Origin of the sequence: Helicobacter japonicus, from assembly GCF_000762845.2 — a bacterium.
Classification (GTDB): Bacteria; Campylobacterota; Campylobacteria; order Campylobacterales; family Helicobacteraceae; genus Helicobacter_C; species Helicobacter_C japonicus.
Genome location: NZ_JRMQ02000011.1, coordinates 50,127 through 69,035 on the forward strand (window position 1 = coordinate 50,127; position 18,909 = coordinate 69,035).

The 18,909-nt window shown below is 37.6% G+C and carries 19 protein-coding genes and 1 pseudogene; 10 read left to right on the forward strand and 10 right to left on the reverse strand.

Annotated elements, in window-relative coordinates:
- Positions 1-27: 27 nt before the first annotated feature.
- Positions 28-1,314, reverse strand: a complete 1,287-nt coding sequence (locus LS65_RS07645; protein ID WP_034361151.1) for an arsenic transporter — start codon at positions 1,312-1,314, stop codon at positions 28-30.
- A gap of 111 nt (positions 1,315-1,425) precedes the next feature.
- On the opposite strand from LS65_RS07645, the gene LS65_RS07650 reads away from it, so the two are divergent.
- Entirely contained in the window at positions 1,426-2,286 is an 861-nt protein-coding gene (locus LS65_RS07650; protein ID WP_034361148.1) for an arginase family protein, read from the forward strand.
- A gap of 23 nt (positions 2,287-2,309) precedes the next feature.
- Here LS65_RS07650 and LS65_RS07655 read toward each other — a convergent pair whose 3' ends face one another.
- Positions 2,310-2,780 carry a YbaK/EbsC family protein gene (locus tag LS65_RS07655; protein WP_034361145.1) on the reverse strand — a complete coding sequence of 157 codons (471 nt, stop codon included), beginning with the start codon at positions 2,778-2,780 and terminating at the stop codon, positions 2,310-2,312.
- Between the two features lie 215 nt (positions 2,781-2,995).
- Here LS65_RS07655 and LS65_RS07660 point away from each other — a divergent pair, with 215 nt between their 5' ends.
- Together LS65_RS07660 and LS65_RS07665 are read left to right on the forward strand one after the other, a co-directional pair.
- Positions 2,996-3,994, forward strand: a complete 999-nt coding sequence (locus tag LS65_RS07660) for a DNA adenine methylase (protein ID WP_052061020.1) — start codon at positions 2,996-2,998, stop codon at positions 3,992-3,994.
- A 2-nt stretch (positions 3,995-3,996) separates the two neighbouring features.
- Positions 3,997-4,599 carry a GIY-YIG nuclease family protein gene (locus LS65_RS07665; protein WP_034361142.1) on the forward strand — a complete coding sequence of 201 codons (603 nt, stop codon included), beginning with the start codon at positions 3,997-3,999 and terminating at the stop codon, positions 4,597-4,599.
- 109 nt (positions 4,600-4,708) lie between these two features.
- Here the strand turns inward: LS65_RS07665 and LS65_RS07670 are convergent, their stop codons facing one another.
- Positions 4,709-5,680 (reverse strand): aldo/keto reductase, encoded by a 972-nt coding sequence (locus tag LS65_RS07670; protein WP_236096678.1) that lies wholly within the window; start codon positions 5,678-5,680, stop codon positions 4,709-4,711.
- A 272-nt stretch (positions 5,681-5,952) separates the two neighbouring features.
- Between LS65_RS07670 and thrB the strand changes: the two genes are divergently transcribed.
- The 4 genes from thrB (at position 5,953) to LS65_RS07690 (ending at position 10,245) form a co-directional block, all read left to right on the forward strand.
- On the forward strand, positions 5,953-6,855 hold the full coding sequence (thrB, locus tag LS65_RS07675; RefSeq protein WP_034361139.1) for a homoserine kinase: 903 nt from the start codon (positions 5,953-5,955) through the stop codon (positions 6,853-6,855).
- Positions 6,856-6,874: 19 nt separating this feature from the next.
- Complete coding sequence (locus tag LS65_RS07680) at positions 6,875-7,126, forward strand: DUF448 domain-containing protein (RefSeq protein ID WP_034361136.1); 252 nt, start codon at positions 6,875-6,877, stop codon at positions 7,124-7,126.
- Positions 7,114-9,705, forward strand: coding sequence for a translation initiation factor IF-2 (infB, locus tag LS65_RS07685; protein WP_034361133.1), 2,592 nt, complete (start codon positions 7,114-7,116; stop codon positions 9,703-9,705). Before LS65_RS07680 ends, infB begins: the two co-directional genes overlap by 13 nt.
- 75 nt (positions 9,706-9,780) lie before the next feature.
- Positions 9,781-10,245: a hypothetical protein gene (locus LS65_RS07690; protein ID WP_138129827.1), complete on the forward strand. Its 465-nt coding sequence runs from the start codon at positions 9,781-9,783 to the stop codon at positions 10,243-10,245.
- Between the two features lie 4 nt (positions 10,246-10,249).
- On the opposite strand, the gene LS65_RS07695 is transcribed toward LS65_RS07690, so the two are convergent.
- On the reverse strand, positions 10,250-10,831 hold the full coding sequence (locus tag LS65_RS07695) for an NAD(P)H-dependent oxidoreductase (protein WP_034361131.1): 582 nt from the start codon (positions 10,829-10,831) through the stop codon (positions 10,250-10,252).
- 296 nt (positions 10,832-11,127) lie between these two features.
- Between LS65_RS07695 and LS65_RS10240 the strand changes: the two genes are divergently transcribed.
- The 3 genes from LS65_RS10240 to LS65_RS07705 are packed head-to-tail and all read left to right on the forward strand — an operon-like array spanning position 11,128 to position 12,665.
- Positions 11,128-11,697: an MFS transporter gene (locus LS65_RS10240; RefSeq protein WP_268903711.1), complete on the forward strand. Its 570-nt coding sequence runs from the start codon at positions 11,128-11,130 to the stop codon at positions 11,695-11,697.
- A 42-nt stretch (positions 11,698-11,739) separates the two neighbouring features.
- Entirely contained in the window at positions 11,740-12,315 is a 576-nt protein-coding gene (locus LS65_RS10245; RefSeq protein ID WP_236096680.1) for an MFS transporter, read from the forward strand.
- A gap of 8 nt (positions 12,316-12,323) precedes the next feature.
- Positions 12,324-12,665 carry a hypothetical protein gene (locus LS65_RS07705; protein ID WP_034361129.1) on the forward strand — a complete coding sequence of 114 codons (342 nt, stop codon included), beginning with the start codon at positions 12,324-12,326 and terminating at the stop codon, positions 12,663-12,665.
- 41 nt (positions 12,666-12,706) lie between these two features.
- On the opposite strand, the gene LS65_RS07710 is transcribed toward LS65_RS07705, so the two are convergent.
- From LS65_RS07710 to LS65_RS07735, 6 genes and pseudogenes are all read right to left on the reverse strand, one after another.
- On the reverse strand, positions 12,707-13,324 hold the full coding sequence (locus tag LS65_RS07710; protein WP_052061018.1) for a sugar O-acetyltransferase: 618 nt from the start codon (positions 13,322-13,324) through the stop codon (positions 12,707-12,709).
- Positions 13,325-13,528: 204 nt separating this feature from the next.
- Complete coding sequence (locus tag LS65_RS07715) at positions 13,529-15,115, reverse strand: AlwI family type II restriction endonuclease (protein WP_034361127.1); 1,587 nt, start codon at positions 15,113-15,115, stop codon at positions 13,529-13,531.
- Positions 15,105-16,040 carry a DNA adenine methylase gene (locus LS65_RS07720; RefSeq protein WP_052061017.1) on the reverse strand — a complete coding sequence of 312 codons (936 nt, stop codon included), beginning with the start codon at positions 16,038-16,040 and terminating at the stop codon, positions 15,105-15,107. The genes LS65_RS07715 and LS65_RS07720 overlap by 11 nt, the downstream gene beginning before the upstream one ends.
- On the reverse strand, positions 16,037-17,086 hold the full coding sequence (locus LS65_RS07725; RefSeq protein ID WP_034361926.1) for a DNA adenine methylase: 1,050 nt from the start codon (positions 17,084-17,086) through the stop codon (positions 16,037-16,039). Before LS65_RS07725 ends, LS65_RS07720 begins: the two co-directional genes overlap by 4 nt.
- A gap of 85 nt (positions 17,087-17,171) precedes the next feature.
- Entirely contained in the window at positions 17,172-17,630 is a 459-nt protein-coding gene (locus LS65_RS07730; protein ID WP_034361124.1) for a cyclophilin-like fold protein, read from the reverse strand.
- 18 nt (positions 17,631-17,648) lie between these two features.
- A pseudogene (locus tag LS65_RS07735) lies at positions 17,649-18,630 on the reverse strand (alpha/beta hydrolase).
- Positions 18,631-18,909 lie beyond the last annotated feature (279 nt).

Consider the following 18,909-nt stretch of genomic DNA (forward strand, 5'->3'; position numbering starts at 1 on the left):
TTGAAAGTTTTACAATAATTTGTGAGGCTAAATACTCCCTACAATCAAGCCACAAAGCCCAAAAAATAGCACTGGCAGAGTAACTACAAATGCCACCGCCATATAGCGCATAAATCCAATGTGGATTCCGTGAATTTTGAGACTTTCAAGCCAAAGTAAAGTCGCCAATGAACCTATAGGCGTGAGCTTTGAGCCAATATTGCAACCGAGTAGATGTGCCATTACCAAGCTTTCTAGAGAATCTAAATGTGGCGCAAAGTCTGCAATGGTGAGATTGCCTAGCATCACCATAGGCAAATTATTCATCACGCTACTACCAATACCACTTGCAAAACCCATACTTAGAATCTGCAAAGATTGGGGCAACTCGATAAAATATGGGAGTTTATCGCTAAGAATCTGCAAAATCCCGCCATTTTTAAGCCCAAAAACGACAATAAACAACCCCAAAGAAAACAGCACAATGCCAAAGGGAGCGCGTTTTAAATCCGCAAATTGCACTCTTTTGATTAAGATTCCATAACAAAATGCTAAAAATGCACACAAGAGCGTAAAACTAGAGAGTGGCAAACCTAAGGAGTGAGAAAAAAGGATTCCAAAGAGCAAAAGGCAAACCAAACCCAAACAAAACACAATCCCAAAGCGAGAAATATTCTTCTCCAAACTCTTAAACTCTATAAAACGCGGCAAAATGCGCCTTAAATATAACCAAAAAATGCCAAAACAAAGTAAGATGAAAATCTGCGGCAACAACATCATCGCACTAAAATAAAGGGGAGAGAAATTAAAAAATTGAGCGGTGATAATATTTGTGAGATTAGAGATGACAAAAGGATTAGAGGCAAAATCACTCAAAAAGCTTACAAGCAGCAAAAATACAATTAAAGGGCTTGTTAAATGCTTGCTCTTATCCTCCTTTAAAAGCGTGAAAATCAAGGGAGTTAGAATCAAAATCGCCCCATCGTTTGCAAAAACTGCACTCAAAATCGCACTAAAAAGCACGATAAAAACATAGAATCTTAAGGTGCTAATGGCATTTTTCCCCGCGCTCAAAAGATTCATCATCACAAGGGAGAGGAAGTTAAAAAAGCCTAGTTTGTCTAGCAAAAGTGTAAGCAAAATAAGCCCCACAAGCGTCAATGTGGAATCCCAAACCATTGCCCACACGCGCCAAATATCGCCTAAATCCACCACATTCAAACAATAAGCCCCCACAGCCCCCAAAGTGCTAAACACCCATAAAGGCAGCCCAAAAGGACGCCAATAAATAAGCAACATCGTAAGAACAAAGAGGGTAAAAGCTACAAAGTCCATAGATTACCTTAATTTTGCTATTTTTGATAGAGATTCTAGCACAAATAAGAAATTTATTTGGATATAATCAAGTTTCAAAATGCTCAAACAAAAATCCCATAAGGAGAAAATATGGAAGCAAAAACCATTCGGCTCATCTATCCACAATGGCAAGGTGGGGACATTGCGCATTGGTTTAAAGATATGCCTAAAGAGGAGATTTCCAAAGGCTACTTTTTGGGCGCAAAAATCTTAGAACTTCTTACGCATAACACCCCTTATCAAACTCTTGAAGTGCCTGTTACAAGGGAGTTTAAAAGAGAGGTAAGAGATGGGGTGCTAGACAAAAAGGATATTTTAGAGCAAACCAAAGCCGCAATGGATCTTATCAGAGAATCCAAGCCCGATAGGATTCTAACGCTCGGGGGCGAATGCTCTGTGTCTGTCGCGCCCTTTAGCTACCTTGCAGAGAAGTATCGCGATGATGTCGCAATGCTATGGATTGACGCACACCCCGACATTGGGCTACCAAATGACGAGTATAAGGGCTATCACGCTATGGCGGTTACGCATTTGCTAGGGCTTGGTGATAAGGATATTCTAAAGGTGCTTCCCGCAAGTTTAGAATCTCAAAATGTCTTGCTCGTGGGGTTACATAGTGAGGAGGCGAAATTTTATGCTAAGCGTCAAAAGAAGCTTGGGCTAAAGTCTCTTAAAGCAAAGGAAGCAAGCAGTAAAAAAGTCTTGCAATGGTTGCAAAGCACTAAAGCTTCTAAGGTTGTAATACACCTTGATTTAGATGTGTTGGATTCCAATGAAATCTATGTTGCTGTGGGCAATAGTGGCAAACTCAAAATGAAGCAAGTCACACAAATTATTGAATCTGTGAGCGCACACTATGAAATCGTGGGCTTCAGTATCGCCGAGCTAATGCCAAAGGAGCTGATAAGATTGCAAAAACTACTCTCTAAGTTGCCTTTCATCTCGCAATAAATTTACTTAAGCTCTTAAGGGTTTTAAGTCATCGGGCTACATACATCAATGTATTTTTCAAAGCAAGAGGCTTTTTCTAGCTCCTCTAAAGTCAGGCAAACCGCGCTATTTGCGTTTCCACAAGCAGGATAAAGTGTGGTAAGATTTTGCAAACAAATATCCAAATACGCTTTAACATTTGCATTCACGCCAAAAGGGCACACACCACCCACTGCGTGTCCGATGCGCGATTCCACCTCATCAAAAGGAATCATCTTTGCCTTTGTGCCAAATGCTTCTTTAAACTTTGCGTTATTGATTTTATAATCCCCTGCAACTGCGATAAGTATGGGATTCTCTCCTAGCATAAAGGAAAGTGTTTTGACAATCTCTCTTTCTTTGCAACCAATCGCGTTTGCTGCCTCTACCACTGAAGCCGATGAGGCAGAAAACTCCATTATTTTGCCCTCCAAGCCATACTTTGCTAAATGCTCCCTTGCCTTTGCTAAAGACATTTGCACTCCTTATAAAGATATAATTTATATTTTATCATAATTCCTCATTGCGCATAAATTATCACGCACTTTTCCTACGATTGCACTCACGACAAAATATTTGGCAATTCTGCTTTCACTCTTTTGCTAAAAATCAAGGTGGATTCAAGCTAGTATGCAAAGTTACATTTCAAGCAAATTATACTAGAATACCAAAAACAACTTAAGGCAATCCATTGACACAGCAATATTCTTTATTTGATTTTGACCAACGAAGATATGCAGAGCAAAACACCCCTAAAAAACTTTTTTTGCAGAATCTCAAAGGCAAATCTTTACACTACAAACGCTACACAAAAAGTCCTTTGCGCTATGGTGGAGGCAAAAGCCTAGCAGTTGGGTTAATCTTGGAGCATTTTCCTAATGATACAAAAAGGCTTATTTCGCCCTTTATGGGTGGAGGAAGCGTAGAAATCGCAAGTGCTTTGGAGCTAGATTTAGAAGTGAAAGCCTTTGATATTTTTGATATTTTGGTGAATTTTTGGCAAGTTTTGATTAAGGATTCTGAATCTCTTTATGAATCTTTAGCTAAACTTGAACCCACAAAAGAAACCTATGCAAAAATAAAAGAGGAGCTAAAAGCCTATTGGAATGAAAGGCATAAAAATGCAAAGAATATCCCACAGAAACATTTAGATTCCCTCACACTTGCAAGAGATTATTATTTTAATTTTAATCTCTCCTATGGACCCGGCTTTTTGGGCTGGATGAGTAAGATTTATGAGGACAAAAACCGCTACTTTAATGCGTTGCAAAAGCTTAAAAGTCTAGGGCAAGATAAGAGATTGCAAAATCTAAGTGTAGAATGTGTAAGCTTTGAAAAAGTGTTTGAAACCTATCCTAAAGATTTTTTCTATTGCGACCCGCCTTATTTTTTGGAGGGAGATTCTCAAATGTTTAAGGGAATCTATCCTATGCGGAATTTTCCTATTCATCACAATGGCTTTAATCACGCACTTTTAGCAGAGCTTTTGAAAAATCATAAAGGCAAATTTATTTTAAGCTATAATGACTGCGAATTTGTGCGGGAAGCATATAAGGATTTTAGAATCTTAGAGCCTAAATGGCAATACACAATGGGACAAGGCGAAACGCGTGTTGGTAAAAATCGCATAGAGAGGGGCGATAAAAATAATATCAAACAAAGCCACGAGCTATTAATTATAAAGGAATAAAAATGAAAATAGACGAAGTCAAAACTGCTTTTAAAATTGCCGATGTAGAATTTGTAGAGGGAAGCACGAGACTTAATTTTAACTATCTTAAAGATTTGAAAGACGAAAAGGGCAATCCATTGCCTCAAAGCATTTTAACGCAGAATGTTGCAAGGGTTTATCTTATCGTTGTCAATGGTGAGATTAAAAAGATTGGCGGAAGTCAAGCCGATGGCGGCATTAAAAATACTTTATCCATTTATCGTGATGGCGGGACAAAGGGACGACCAAGCATTAGAAGTTTTGGAATCTGGTATTTTTTGTATCATACTATCTTAAGCGGCGCAAAAATAGAATTTTATATGATTTATCAAGAGAATTTTACAAAAGACATTAAGGGGCTTTTCGGGCTTAAAAGAATCCCAAATGCCTATATTTCCTATAAGCTTATAGAGCAATGTTGTGTGGAGGACTATTTAAGTGTTGAGGGTGGAAAACACCCTGATTGGAATGTGCAAGAGCAAGGAATGGACTGGCCTCTTGATATTAAAAATGAACACGCAGAGATTCTAAAAAATAGCTCTGTGCGGGAGAAAAATATAAAAAGAGAGGAAGTGAAAAGGTAAAGGATAATTTTTTATTTTCTAAAGATTCTATTTGCGGGATTTTGTGAATAAAAACTTTAGCAAAATAGATATTTTTCAAGCTTGAATACCACAAAAGCTTGAACTTCCCTTAATAATTTGTCCAAGAAAAAGAGCTTTTGTTTGTATCCAAACTGCTTAGAATCTGCTTATCCTGCGCACTTAAAGAGAAATCAAAGACATTAAGATTTTCTATCATTCTATGCTTTTTAGAAGTTTTTGGAATCACGCTGATACCTTGCTCAATAAAGAATCGCAAAACTACCTGCGCAGGTGTTTTATCATATTTTTGCGCAATACTTTTAAGCGTGGGATTCTCTAAAATAGAGCCTCCCTCTACATTTTTTCCTGCAATAAAAGGACTCCAGCTTTGCAGTAATGTGCCTTTAGTTTTCATCACCTCTCTTAAGGGCTTTTGCTGCATTAATAAATGTGTCTCACATTGATTGATTGCAGGGACTATTTCACAAGTTTGCACAAATTCTTTATATGCCTTTGCGCCAAAATTTGAAATGCCAATAGCCTTTAGGATTCCTTGTTTATAAAAAGATTCCATTGCCTTATACATCGCCTTTGATTGCGTGTAGGGCTCGTGGATAAGCAAAGAATCTATGTAGTCAAGCCCTAAGCTTTGGAGTGATTTTTCAATGGATTTTTTCGTAGAATCCTCGCTATTTGCGCCCAAAAGTTTTGTTTGGATAAAAAACTCCTCGCGCTTTAGCCCGCCCTTGATTGCGTTGTTTATCGCCGCACCAAGCTCGGCTTCATTATGATACATTTGCGCACTATCAAAAAGCCGATAACCCACCTCTATGGCTTCGCTCATTGCCTTTTGTCCTGCTTTACCTGTGAGTGAATAAGTGCCAAGCCCAAGAAGTGGCATTGTAACGCCATTGTTAAGTGTGAGAGTTTGCATTTTTGCTCCTTTTTTAGAATCCCTTTGGGTTTGCTTTAAATCTTGCGCCAAGAGTTTGGGCGAGAAAGCTCCAAATGTCGCTAATCCTGCGATACAAGCGGAAGCCTTTAAAAACTCCCTGCGCTTAAAGATAGAATGCTTTGCCATTTGCGCTCCTTAAAAATTTGATGATTCAAATAGATTCTGTAATTATAAAGCCTGATACCTAGTGTTTGTCAAGGGTGGTTCTAAAAATCTAAAGCAAAATGTGCTAAAATTATTGTGCCATAATTATCACGCATTATTTTTAATTTTATATATCACTTTTACAAACTTCTCTTTGCCCTTACATCAATTTTTAAGATTAAAATTACAGAATCTAAAGAAAAAGCAATTAAAAACACACTATAATCACAAGAATTTTACACAAGGAGTGTGTATTGATTCTTTCTGTCCCCGCTACAAGCGCAAATCTCGGACCGGGATTTGATACTTTAGGTTTAGCACTTAAACTTCATAATATCGTAAGCATTACACCTACGCGTCTAACTAGCATTCAAATTTCTGGCGAGGGAGCAAATCACCCAAAATTGCGTGTAGATAATATATTTGTAAGAATCTTTAATGAAATTCTTACTCTTAATAACTTCCCTAACACGCACTTTAAATTTAGTTTTGATAATGCCATACCCATATCGCGAGGACTTGGTTCAAGCTCTGCAGTGATTATTAGTGCAATTGTGAGTGCCTATCACATTATGCAAAAACCTATCAACAAACCTGAAATTTTGCAGCTTGCCCTTACTTATGAAAATCACCCAGACAATATTACACCTGCGCTTTATGGGGGATTCAATATCGCAATGATTAATGAGGAGAAAAAATCAAAAAAAAAGAATGTGATAAACTTCCAAGCACCTTTGCCCGATGATATTAAGGCAGTGGTAGTCGTGCCAAATGTATCAATCTCTACAAAAATGTCTCGTCATAGTTTGCCTAAAAAATATACAACCAAAGATGCTGTTTTTAATTTATCTCGTTCGAGTATGCTAAGTGCAGCGTTTATCACTCATAAATGGGAGCTTTTAGCAGAGGCAAGTGAGGACAGATTCCACCAAAAGATTCGTATGAAGAATTGCCCCGCACTTTTTGCAGTGCAAAAAATCGCCCTACACAATGGCGCACTTCTTAGCACACTTTCAGGAAGTGGGTCATCATTTTTGAATATTTGTTATCGCAATGAGAGTGCCGCATTAGCACAGATTCTCCAGGAGAATTTTCCAAAATTTCGTGTGCTTGAGCTTGAATTTGACAATATGGGCGCAACCCTAATAGAATCATAAAAACTTTAGGTATAATAGTGTGAAACAAACCAAACAAACGCGTATGTGTATAAAATGTCGCAGAAGATTTCAGCAAAAGGAGCTTTTAAGACTGCAGAGCAATGGATATTCCCTATGTAAATTTAGCGGGAAGGGACGAAGTTTTTATGTATGTGAGGAATGCTTAGCGCAACCCAAAACATTTCAAATAATTATTAAAATGAATAAACTCAAACCAAGTGAAGAGCATATAGTGCAGATAAAGGAGATATGGAATCTATGGAAAAAGTAAGATTAGGAGATGTGGCAAATGAAGTTGGTAAAAAAGCAGGTGATGCTTTTAAAATAGCTAAAGAAATGGGCTTAAATGTCAAAACAGCCTCAAGCTCTATCACAATGGAAGAGGCAGGTTGGCTGCTTGAATATATGACAACAGGTGTGAATCCCATACCAGCCCGCCAACAAGAAACAAATAAAAAGCCTAAAAAAGGCACAAAAACTACTAACACAGACGCTAAAGCAGATACAAAAATAGAAACAAAAGTTACTAAAGAAAAAGCTTCCAAAAAAGAAAAGCAAGTTGAACCAAAGCAACCAAAACAAGAAAAAAAGACCAAAAAAGAAAAAGTAGCGGGAGAGGAAGTTGCTACGCAAGATTCTAAAGAAACGCTTCAGTCTCCTGCTCCTACTGAACCTAAAAAAGGCTTACGCATTGTGCGCAAAAATAAATCTCCAGAACCAGAACCTAAAAAAGAAGAAAGCAAAAAGCCTACATTAAGCTATAAAGAATTACTCGCTGATAGTGCAGATGAGGAATATAAGAAACACAAAAAGGAAAAGCCAAAGTCAAAAGTCGCACATAAACACACCGACCAAAAAATGAATATTCTTGATGATAGAGATATTGCCTTTGATTATGATGATGAACAAGATGAGATTATGCTTTTTGACTTGAATGAAACACAAGTGCGTGATGAGGAAGAAGAAAATCAAATCCGCCAAGCAATCACTGAACGCGTGCATATTCATCGTAAGAATCCGTGGATGAACGAGGGAAGCATTAAACGCGGAGGTAAGCGACGCAAACCTATAAAAACTTCAAAAAATGTAGATAAGATTAAAGGTCCTATTTCTATCCCCGAAGAAATACGTGTATATGAGTTTGCCGAGATTATCAAAGCAGAGCTCAAAGATGTCATCAAAGTGCTTTTTAATCTTGGTGTAATGGCAACGAAAAATGATTTTTTAGACCGCGACGCTATTGAGATTCTAAGTGAAGAATTTGAGCTTGAAGTCTCTATTGAGGATACGCAAACGCGTGATATTATAGAATCTCCAGCTAATGAGAATCTAGCAGAATTTGAACGCCCTCCTGTTGTTACGATTATGGGACACGTAGATCACGGAAAAACATCATTGCTTGATTATATTCGTAATTCACGTGTAGCAAGTGGCGAAGCAGGAGGTATTACCCAGCATATCGGTGCATATATGGTAGAAAAAAATGGTAAAAAAATTAGTTTTATCGACACACCCGGACACGAAGCTTTCACACAAATGCGAAGCAGAGGCGCACAAGTAACAGACATTGCTATTATTGTAATTGCTGCCGATGATGGCGTAAAACAACAAACTATTGAGGCACTCAATCACGCTAAAGCAGCAAATGTGCAAATCATCATCGCAATGAATAAAATGGATAAAGAAAATGCTAATCCTGATAAACTCAAAGCCGAATGTGCCGAGCTTGGATTCACACCAAATGAGTGGGGTGGAGAATATGAATTTATCCCTATTTCTGCTAAAAATGGTGATGGAGTTGAACACTTGCTTGAAACAATCCTCATTCAAGCCGAAGTGCTTGAACTTAAAGCACCTAGACAAGGACAAACGAAAGCAATCGTGCTTGAAGCAAGTTTAGAAAAAGGGCGAGGACCAGTAGCGACAATCATCGTGCAAAGCGGTGTATTAAAGCTTGGGGATTCTATTGTTGCTGATACTGCTTTTGGACGCGTAAGGGCATTACTTGATGATAGAGGAGAAAATATCACAGAGCTATATCCTTCAGGTGTAGCTGTTGTTACGGGATTATCTTTAGTTCCACAAGCTGGCACAACACTCCTTAGCGTAGAAAATGATAGCGTAGCAAGAGAATATGCACAAAAACGAGCATTATATCTGCGTCAAAAAGAATTGAGCAAAAGCACAAAAGTTACTTTTGATGAGCTGGGTGAAATGGTGGCACAAGGCAATCTCAAAACCTTGCCCCTTATTATAAAAGCAGATACGCAAGGAAGCCTTGAAGCCATTAAAGCAAATGTAGAAAAACTAAGCAATGACGAGGTACGCGTAAATGTGATTGGCTTTGGCGTAGGTGGCATTAGTGAAAGTGATATTAGCCTATGCGCTACGAGCGATAATAGTGTCATTTTAGGATTCAATGTCCGCCCAACAGGAAGCGTAAAAGCAAAGGCAAAAGAGCTTGGTGTGGAGATTAAAACTTATTCTGTGATTTATAGCTTATTTGATGATATTAAAGCATTACTCGGTGGGCTTATGTCGCCCGTAATTGAGGAGGAAAATACAGGACAGGCTGAAGTGCGTGAAACCTTTAATATCCCAAAAGTCGGTACAATCGCAGGTTGTATGGTGGTCGATGGCAGTATTCAAAGAGGCATCAAAGTGCGTCTTATCCGCGATGGTGTGGTGGTGCATACAGGTGCTATCATCTCACTCAAAAGATTCAAAGATGATGTCAAAGAAGTCTCAAAGGGCTATGAATGTGGGATTATGCTCGAAAATTATAACGACATAAAAATAGGTGATGTATTCGAGACATATAAGGAAATTGCTAAAAATAAAACCTTGTAGGGTTTTATCATATAGTCTTTGATTAGCATTGTATCCTTGTTTCTTGCAACTCTTAACATTTTTAAAGTAAAATCTGTGATGAAGAATAACCCACTCCATAACCTTAAAATCCGCTTTCATCTCTTTGGGCTGATACTTTATTGCTTACAGGCTTTGCCAAACCTCCTTTGGCTTATCTTTCCACCCGCAAATGACCCACTAGCCTACAATTATTCGCCTTATGCGTGGCTAAATGCCTTAGAGTTTTTAAGCGGGAGTGGAGTAGTGGCAAGCCTCATTTTGCTAGATTCCAAACATTTGGAGCGCAAAAGGCTGTTTTTATATCTTTCCTTGCTGTGCTTATGCGTGTATTATATTGCGTGGATATACTATTTTTTGGAGTTTGCAACCTTTCTTGTCCTCTTTAGCATAGTCTTAATGCCGCCTTTATATTTCGCACTTCTCGCCCTTTATCTACACAACCGCATAATGCTTGTTCTATGTGCGCCTTTTGGTATAGCACATTGTTGGATAAGTGCGCAAAGCCTATGGATTGTGTAGAATCCTACCCCAACACTTTCTTTAAATGTGCCTCATAGTCTTTGATATATTGCTCCACTTGCGGATTTTTGACAACATCGTTACAGATAAAAGTCGGTAGTGCGCTCATTCCCATAAATTGATGAGCTTTATGTAAATGAAAATACACGCCCTCTACGCCCACACCCTCAAAAAAGCCATTCGGCTCTGTGAAAGCCTCTAGGGGCGCATTCCAAGTGAGCGAAAACATATATTTCTTATCTTTTAAAAGTCCGCCCGTGCCATAACCTGCTGCTGGATTGTCTCTATGGCGTCCATCACTTGTAAAAAACTTCCCAGCTCCTCCGTGGCAGACTTCATCAATGTATTTTTTCACAATCCACGGCTCTCCCATCCACCAGCCGGGCATTTGATAGATGATTGCATCACTATCTAGCCATTTTTGCACCTCCACTTGCTCCTCGTAGCCCTCATCAATGTGCGTTTCTAAAACCTTAAAGCCTAGATGCTCCAAAGTCTGCTTTGCGACATCGTGCAAGGTTTGGCTAAGCCTCCCGCCTGAATTTCCAAAAGCCTTACCACCATTTAAAAGTAGAATTGTTGCCATTCTAGCTCCTTAAAATTTTAATAATTAAAATGCAATTATACAGCCTGATACTTGGTGTTTGTCAAGGGGTAGAGGTAGAAAATTATTTTAAGATTCTATAAATCTTTAATAATGCAAGTTTTGATAAAAAACGTGAGGCTTTAAGGGCAGACTTCAAAGAAAGAGAAACCATTGACAAGAAAAAATCTAAAGAAAAACAAATGATTGCCGAAATAGAACAAAGCGCAATTAGCAAGATTAACAAGATTTTAGGATATTAAGGAGATTGTATCAATCCGCACAACACACTTGCTTGGTTGAATTTCTTTATCGCCGATGTGCGAGATGGCTTGGGTCCCTATTTAGGCGTGTTTTTGAAGCAACACGACTTTATGGAATCCCAAATCGGGCTTATTTCCACAATTACCTCCCTTTGTGCATTACTTTTCGCGATTCCTTTAGGGATTTTCATAGACAAAACACCACACAAAAAAGCCCTGATAGCCTTTTGTATCCTCGCCATAGTCTTTGCTACTTTGACAAACTACTTCTACCCACATTTTGGCTTTACGCTTTTAGCACAAATGAGTATAGCTCTGTGCGGAGTGTGCCTTGCTCCCGCATTTGCAGCCCTCACACTTGGAATCGTGGGATTAGCAGATTATAGCAGACAAGTAAGCCTCAATGAAGCCTATAAACACGCAGGGACAGCTTTTAGCGCATTGCTTAGTCTTGGATTCGCATTTTATTATGGAATCGGTGCGATTTTTGTGATTACCGCGCTTATGGGCGTATTCTCACTTTTGTTTCTTAGCTTTATTCGCAGTGATAGCATTAATCACAAAGTTGCAAGGGGACAAGAGGGCGATAAAAGTATGTCTCTATGAGAAACCTTAAGCGATAAATCTGTGCTTATCTTGGGTGCGGCGATGTTTTGCTTTCATTTGAGCAATGCATATATGTTGCCCTTGCTTAGTCAAAGAGCGCACACGCTTGGCATCGATTCTAGCGGGGCGTATGCAGCAGCGACAATCCTTATCGCGCAAAGCACGATGATTATCATCTCGCTTATGTGTATGAAGATTCTCACGCACCCTCATTCTTTTGTGGCTGCTCCTCGCTTTTCTCAAGTGTATTTTATCCTAATGGCACTTTGCTTTATCGCTCTTATCATTCGCGGAGGCATAGCGGCACATTTTGAAAATCTTGCAGGAATGGTTGCTACACAGATTCTTGATGGCGTGGGAGCAGGGATTACAGGCGTGATTTTACCCATTTTGGTAGCGATAATGTTGCGTGGAAGCGGACATATCAACGCTGCACTTGCAAGTGTAATGACTCTTGGAAGCATAGGCGCGGCACTAAGCGGAAGTTTGGGAGGATTTATCGCGCAATATTATGGCTATTTTTATGCATATATCGCCCTCTCTTGTGCTGCCCTTGCGGGATTGCTACTTTGGGTTGTCTCTTTTAGAATCTTAAAGGCACAAGAGCAGTGGGGTTAGGAAAAATGATGAAAAAGATTTTATTTCTCATAGGGCTATTGTTTGGTGGAATCGTCTATGGTAATGACAAAGGAGTGGAAGAAATAATAGTGCAAATGGGGTTTGACGCAATGGAATGCACATTCAAAGAAATGGCACAAGTAAAACCAGAAGATGACAACGAGGAAAGAAAGCTGTTTGATATATTTTGGAAGAGGTGTGTTAATGAGGCATTGGACAAAATATCCTTTTCGGACAGGATTAAGCTTAATAGATATTATGAGAAAAATAAGGAGCGAGTTCATCAAAAATTAATAGAGGGTGCGGAATTTTATACGGAAAGCCTCATAAATCTATATCAGATAAGATAAATTTACAAGGGCTTTATTATCGTTGTGTGGCTAATCCCTTTTTACTTCTCATACCCCTCAATGCTTTTTAGCACTTTTGCGGGGTTGCCTCCTGCAATGACATTGGGTGGGACATCTTTAGTTACGACACTTCCGGCGGCGATTATGGAATTATCGCCTATACTCACACCCGGGCAAATGGTTACACCAATGCCAATCCACACGCGATTGCCAATCACAATGGGTTTGCAAAAGGTTGCTTGGCGATTGTAGGGGTTAAAATCGTGGTTGATTGTTGTGAGATTGCACTTTGGCGCGATAAACACCTCATCGCCAATCGTGATTCCGCCCCTATCCATAAAGGTGCAGCATTGATTCATAAAGAAATTTTTACCCACTTGAATGTTTTTGCCATAATCCACATAAAAAGGCGGGATAATCCAAGTGCTGCAATCCACTTCCTTGCCGATAATTTGCGAAAATAGCTCCCGCACACGCTCTGGGCTATGGTGTCCGCTATTTAGCTCACTTGTAAGCCTTGTTGTCTCTAAAATGATTTCTTTAATCCTCTCAAACTCGGGGTCATTCATATCTATAAGCTCCCCTGCTAAATCCCGCGTGAAAATATCACGATTTGTAGTTGGCGCAGGGGTGCTACGCGGTGAAAAAGTTGGTTTCATTGTCTCTCCTTAAAAATTTATTGCATAATTATAAAGCCTAACACTTGGTGTTTGTCAAGGGTAGAGGCAGAAAATTATTTTAAGATTCTATATTTTTTATCAAAGATTGGATATGGGTTTGATACCACTTGCTTCCCCAAGTTTTGCTATTATTAAGGAGTTGTTGGAATTTGGGCAAAAGGGTAGTATAGTTTGCATTGGATTCTAAATTTCAAGATTAAAAGCCTCATTTATGGAATTGGATTTCATAGAAGTTATTTTTAGCTTCTCTACAAACTCTAAAATATCTAAATTTCTAATATCTAATCCCTCATCAAATTGAATAAATTTCACATATCTTTTGGAGTCTTCAAAGATTTTAGGGGCGATAAAGACAGCAAAATAAGAGAATTTCAAAGAAGAATCTTTGTTGGATTCTATCATCTCTTTCAAATGCCTTGCAATAGGCAAAAGCTCATTATTTACTTGTCCTCTACCGCAAATCAAGCTTACTTCAAAAATGCTTTGACTTATATTGTCTTTGCAAAAAATATCGGGTTGATTTCCACTAGCGTGGCACTTAGGTAATCCCTCATCATCAATGCTATAATTTGGCACAATCTCTAGTGTGCTAAAGTGCTGCCTCAAAGCAATAGCGGTTAAAAATTCAAATCTCGTAGGCTCTCCTATAAACTTTAGAATCTCATCTTTACTTTTTGCATTTTTAGAGCTTAAAATACTTAATTCTTGATAAATCTGCTCTTTACTATATTGCATAGCAAAAAACTCAAGCGTTTGTTGCTTTAAGGAATCTTGGTTAATATTTATTTGTTCTTTAACCTCTAGTATATGCGAATCAATCACGCCCATATACGCAAAATAAGATTGTTTATCATCAAAAGTTTGAAAGTGTGAATAATTTTCTAGTACATAATCAATTTTTGGTATTTCAAAGGTATTAAAATCAATAAATCTCCCATTACCACGAAGCGAGATAATCCCTGTAATGCGCATTTTTCTTATATATTCATCTACCGCCTCATCACAAACTTGAGAAATCTTAAATCGTATGCTATTGTTAGAATCTAAAAGGTTTAAACATTTTTCATAAATGATTTCACGCGAATAAGCAAAACTAGGATATTCCCTCCTAAAATCTAAAATATAATGTGCCAATGCGTTATAGTTGTCATCTCTCCAACAAAGCAAAAATGGAACTTCTAAAATATGGATTTTTGAATCCCCAATTTCCTCTTTTAAAAGATTCATTGTATTAAGGAGTAGAAGTAGTGGGACATTCACATTTAAAACACTTCTAAAGGGATTGTTGCGCTGATATTTCATCATACAATTTAAAAATATATTAGCAATCTTTGCTTCATTGCTCGGAATTTCATTTATAGCATCTATAAGCAAATGTCCTGTATGCGAAATAATGAGCGGTTGATTCATTGCATAAAAGCAAAATCCAAATTCCATAGGAAGTTTATAAAAAGTATCAAATCGTGAATCCCAACCCCAATTAAACCCTGCTTCTTTGTGATTTTGCGGTGAATTTTCTATAATTTCTTTTATTTGTTGCTCATTAAAAACTTCATCAGATTCTACAATATCCCTAAAATATCCATTCGCATAATTTGGGATATAGATTTTATTCTTAATTAAGTGTTCTATAACTTGCATTATGACTTCGTGCGTTAAAAGATAATTTTCAAAGGGCAATAAGGCTTTTAAGAAATCAGCAATCCTTTGAGGATTCCGCATTGTTGTGCTAAAAGAGAGGATTTTATATTTTACTTTTTTATTTGACATTGGTTACATAAACCTCCACAGAATCTTTTTTGATTGAATTATCATTAAAGCTAATATAGTTACTTTGAATCGTATATGTCAAATATTTCTTGGAAAAATCTTTTAAAAGTGTATTGGTTTTACCCTTATGGGTCAAAAGATTGCTAAGTCCCCACGCAATACCTTGAGAATCCAACTTCTCTAAAAGCTCATAAAGATGAGATTCTAAAGTTTCATTCCATAACTTATTATATTCACTCCCGCTAATAAGATAAGGTGGGTCAAGATAGATAAAATCACCCTTTTGCAAAGGAATGGATAAAAGAAAATCTCTATAATCAGCGTTAGAAAAAACAATATTTTTGTCTTGGATAAAACGAAAATAATCTTTTAAAGCTTTTAGAACATTGTGGTTAAAATCTACATTCCCAACAGGCAAATTAAAATCCCCCTTAGCGTTAAATCTAAGCATACGATTAAATCCATAAATAAGCAACATATAAAGCTTTAGCATATCCTTTTTATTTGCATTAAATTCATTGCGCAATTTTAAATACGATTCTTTGTTGAATTTTGCAAAATAAGTTTTTTTGTGGGCTTCTCTTAGGCTTTTGGGAGGAATAATATTTTTAAGAGAACAAGAGAGGCTATAAGATTCTATAAGATTAAAAATTTGCGTGAGAAAAAGAGGATTCTGCGCACTGTCCGATAAAAATTTATGCAGAGCAATAATGTAAGAATCTACATCGTTGAGGAGATAATTTTGAGCCTGTGTATTAAGAAATGAACTTCCACCGCCGACAAAAGGTTCAATATAGGTTTGTATCTTGCTCGGAAACAATCTTTTAAGTTGGGGCATTAGTTTATATTTATCACCTACATAAAATAATGGAGAACGAATCAAATGATTAGCTTTATTTTGTGAAAATATCGTCTGCATTGTCATCGGATTGCACCTATAAAGATAATTTCTTTGTGTCCTTTTAAATCTGTTTTGCCACTACTAAAAGCCCTATAATCAAACGAATAAAGGCTTGTTTGACTTACAGATTGGAGGATTTCTTGAATCTCTTGCAATCCTATCTTATTCCTACTTGAATTTGACTTAGAAGTATAAGTATTATTATAACTCACCACCAATATTTTGCATACCTTTGCTAGGGATTCTATTAAGTCTTTGAATGTTTCTTTTGCTTCTACTTTGCAATATTTACTTAGATTCTCTGGCTCTGGTTTTAGGGCTACTCCATAAAGCTTTGGCTTTTTGTTTTGGCTTAGATTTTCTAGCAAATGATAAAATCTACTATATTGCCTAGAATTATAAGGCGGGTCAATAAAGGCTATATCTATTTGTCTTTGTTGCTCTAAAAGCTGCTTTACTAAGAGGTTAGAATCCTCTTTGTAGATTTCTAGGGTTGCTTTGAGTTTAAGAGGCTCTATCAGTTCATACACGAATCTATCTTGCAAAGTGATATTCTTGCGATACGCATCATAATGCCCCACCGTGTTTGCGATTCTATCTGCGCTATAAAGCAGTGAGCTTAAAAGTATGTAAAATTCTTGTTTGTTAATCGCCTTTGTCTCTAAAAGTCTATCTAGCTCCTCACGCAAAAGCCCGATGATTTTGCTATCGTTTTTGCTAAAAAACTTATCTCCAAAGGCTTTGGAGTAATAATTTTCTTTGATATTTTTAGTTCTCAAGTTTGCAAACTCTTGCCTTAAGGATTCTAGTTTTTTAAAATCAAAGAAATCTTGCGCAAAGAATCCTTGATAAATCACAAAATTTGAATACAAAAAGTCATTTATTATACAATGGCTAAATTGTGGTTTCTTGGCAAAATATTCACTCACCACCCCTGTGCCACCAAAGACATCAAAAAAGCTAAGATTGCGTTTATTTCTATAATCAAAAGTCTTTAAAATGCTTTCATCAACGGATTCTAAAAGCTTTGTTTTTGCCCCTGTGTAGCGGCGGTTTGCGAGGGAGAACATAAAAAACCTTGAAGCGAATTTTACGCGCATTATACAATATTTGGGATATTTTCGTGCCACTTGCGTGGCTTTAAACTCGCGCAATTTATTTTTTACTCTCTGCTAGGATATTTTCTATTGTGAGGATAAAATCTTGCTTTTGGGCTTTAAGGTGTGCAATAAAAGATTCTTTAGAATCCTTTGCCACGCCTAGCTTGACTAAGCCCTTATAGGGAGGCTGTTTAGCATAAAAGATTCCGACATTACCCCAAGGGGCGAAATAGAAAAAATCCCCAATCTGTGGGTCATATTCTCCGCTCTCTTGTGTGCTTAGGCTTTTATCAAGCCTCGCAATCTTTTCTTTGCCTACATAATCGCTAAAGCTTAAACTTAAAGGCAAAAGCGCGTAGAAATCCCTTGCAGCTGCATTATTTTCTAAAGTCAAAACAAAGCTTTTCTCGCTAAATTGCATTTGTATTTGCATAAACTCTCCCTTTAAGTCCTTGCCTAAAGCGCATTGCGTTAGCAGCGCAAACAACAAACAAAGAAAAGTGTATTTGCGCATATTGCTCCTCCGCATTTCTTACTTCAAATTCGCACTAAAAAATGCTTCTATTTTGTCAAAGGGAATCTTTTGCGCATTGTCATATAAGTCTGTATGATTTGCGTCTTTGATAAGCAATAATTCTTTATTTTTGCCCTTAAGCTTTTTATAGGCATCTTGACTAAAGTATTTGCTATGCGCTTTATCGCCGTGAATGATTAAAACAGGGCTTTGAATCTCGCTGCTATAAGCTAAAATTGGCATATTAATAAAGCTTAGAGAGGAAGTGAGCGTTGGAGTTAATTGAGCGCGAGTGGAATCCACGAGGCGTTTTGTAATAATGAAAATAATCTTTGATAAATTGTGGTTCATCGCCTGTGAGCTTTTGGGGTAACCCATCGGCTTTAGCAAAAGTGCCATTTTTAAAATCTTTTGTGCGTTGATTATTAAGACTCTCTTTAAGCTTATAACGCGCCTTTGCGTCCATTGAATCGTTATAGCCATTTGCATTCACGCGGCTCATATCATACATTGTAGAAGTTACCACTGCCTTAATGCGTGTATCCATTGCTGCGGCATTGAGTGCAAAACCTCCAAATCCGCAAATGCCTAAAATACCGATTTTATTGGAATCCACATTTGTAAAATTACTTAAAAAATCCACTGCCGCGCTAAAATCTTCTGTGTTTATATCGGGTGAGGCGACATTGCGCGGGTTGCCCCCACTCTCTCCTGTATAGGAAGCATCAAAGGTTAAAGTGATAAATCCCTTTTGCGCTAAAGTTTGCGCGTAGAATCCACTTGCTTGTTCTTTGACTGCACCAAAGGGACCGCTGATTGCGATTGCGGGGAGCTTTTGGGTTTTGCCTAGATTCTTAGGTAGATACAAATCCCCCGCAAGTGTGATTCCATAACGATTGGTGAATTTTACCTTTTGGACTTTGACTTCATTGCTTTTTGCAAATACCTTATCCCATTTCTCTTGAGCCATTGCTCCACCTCCTAGAAAAAATATTAGCATTATAAAAATGCGTGTGAAAGTTTGTGTAAATGTTGTGTGTGTCATTTTTTCTCCTTTAAGATTAAAATACATTTGAAATTATAAAGCCTGATACCTAGTATTTGTCAAGGGGAAGACTAAAATTTATCATAAAAGATTTTGTTATAATTACAGCATAAAGATTGATAATCGCAGAGAAAGCAAGGGGTGTAATGCTAACTTGGAATAAATCACTACAACCAAACAAAGATGAAATCATTTATGAGTTTAAGTATAGTTTTCCAAAGGGGTGGTTTAATA

Coding starts and splice junctions, on each gene's coding strand:
- LS65_RS07645 (WP_034361151.1), bottom strand. CDS start 1,314: ATGGACTTTGTAGCTTTTACCCTCTTTGTTCTTACGATGTTGCTTATT.
- LS65_RS07650 (WP_034361148.1), top strand. CDS start 1,426: ATGGAAGCAAAAACCATTCGGCTCATCTATCCACAATGGCAAGGTGGG.
- LS65_RS07655 (WP_034361145.1), bottom strand. CDS start 2,780: ATGTCTTTAGCAAAGGCAAGGGAGCATTTAGCAAAGTATGGCTTGGAG.
- LS65_RS07665 (WP_034361142.1), top strand. CDS start 3,997: ATGAAAATAGACGAAGTCAAAACTGCTTTTAAAATTGCCGATGTAGAA.
- LS65_RS07670 (WP_236096678.1), bottom strand. CDS start 5,680: ATGGCAAAGCATTCTATCTTTAAGCGCAGGGAGTTTTTAAAGGCTTCC.
- infB (WP_034361133.1), top strand. CDS start 7,114: ATGGAAAAAGTAAGATTAGGAGATGTGGCAAATGAAGTTGGTAAAAAA.
- LS65_RS07695 (WP_034361131.1), bottom strand. CDS start 10,831: ATGGCAACAATTCTACTTTTAAATGGTGGTAAGGCTTTTGGAAATTCA.
- LS65_RS10245 (WP_236096680.1), top strand. CDS start 11,740: ATGTTTTGCTTTCATTTGAGCAATGCATATATGTTGCCCTTGCTTAGT.
- LS65_RS07705 (WP_034361129.1), top strand. CDS start 12,324: ATGAAAAAGATTTTATTTCTCATAGGGCTATTGTTTGGTGGAATCGTC.
- LS65_RS07710 (WP_052061018.1), bottom strand. CDS start 13,324: ATGAAACCAACTTTTTCACCGCGTAGCACCCCTGCGCCAACTACAAAT.
- LS65_RS07715 (WP_034361127.1), bottom strand. CDS start 15,115: ATGTCAAATAAAAAAGTAAAATATAAAATCCTCTCTTTTAGCACAACA.
- LS65_RS07720 (WP_052061017.1), bottom strand. CDS start 16,040: ATGACAATGCAGACGATATTTTCACAAAATAAAGCTAATCATTTGATT.
- LS65_RS07725 (WP_034361926.1), bottom strand. CDS start 17,086: ATGTTCTCCCTCGCAAACCGCCGCTACACAGGGGCAAAAACAAAGCTT.
- LS65_RS07730 (WP_034361124.1), bottom strand. CDS start 17,630: ATGCGCAAATACACTTTTCTTTGTTTGTTGTTTGCGCTGCTAACGCAA.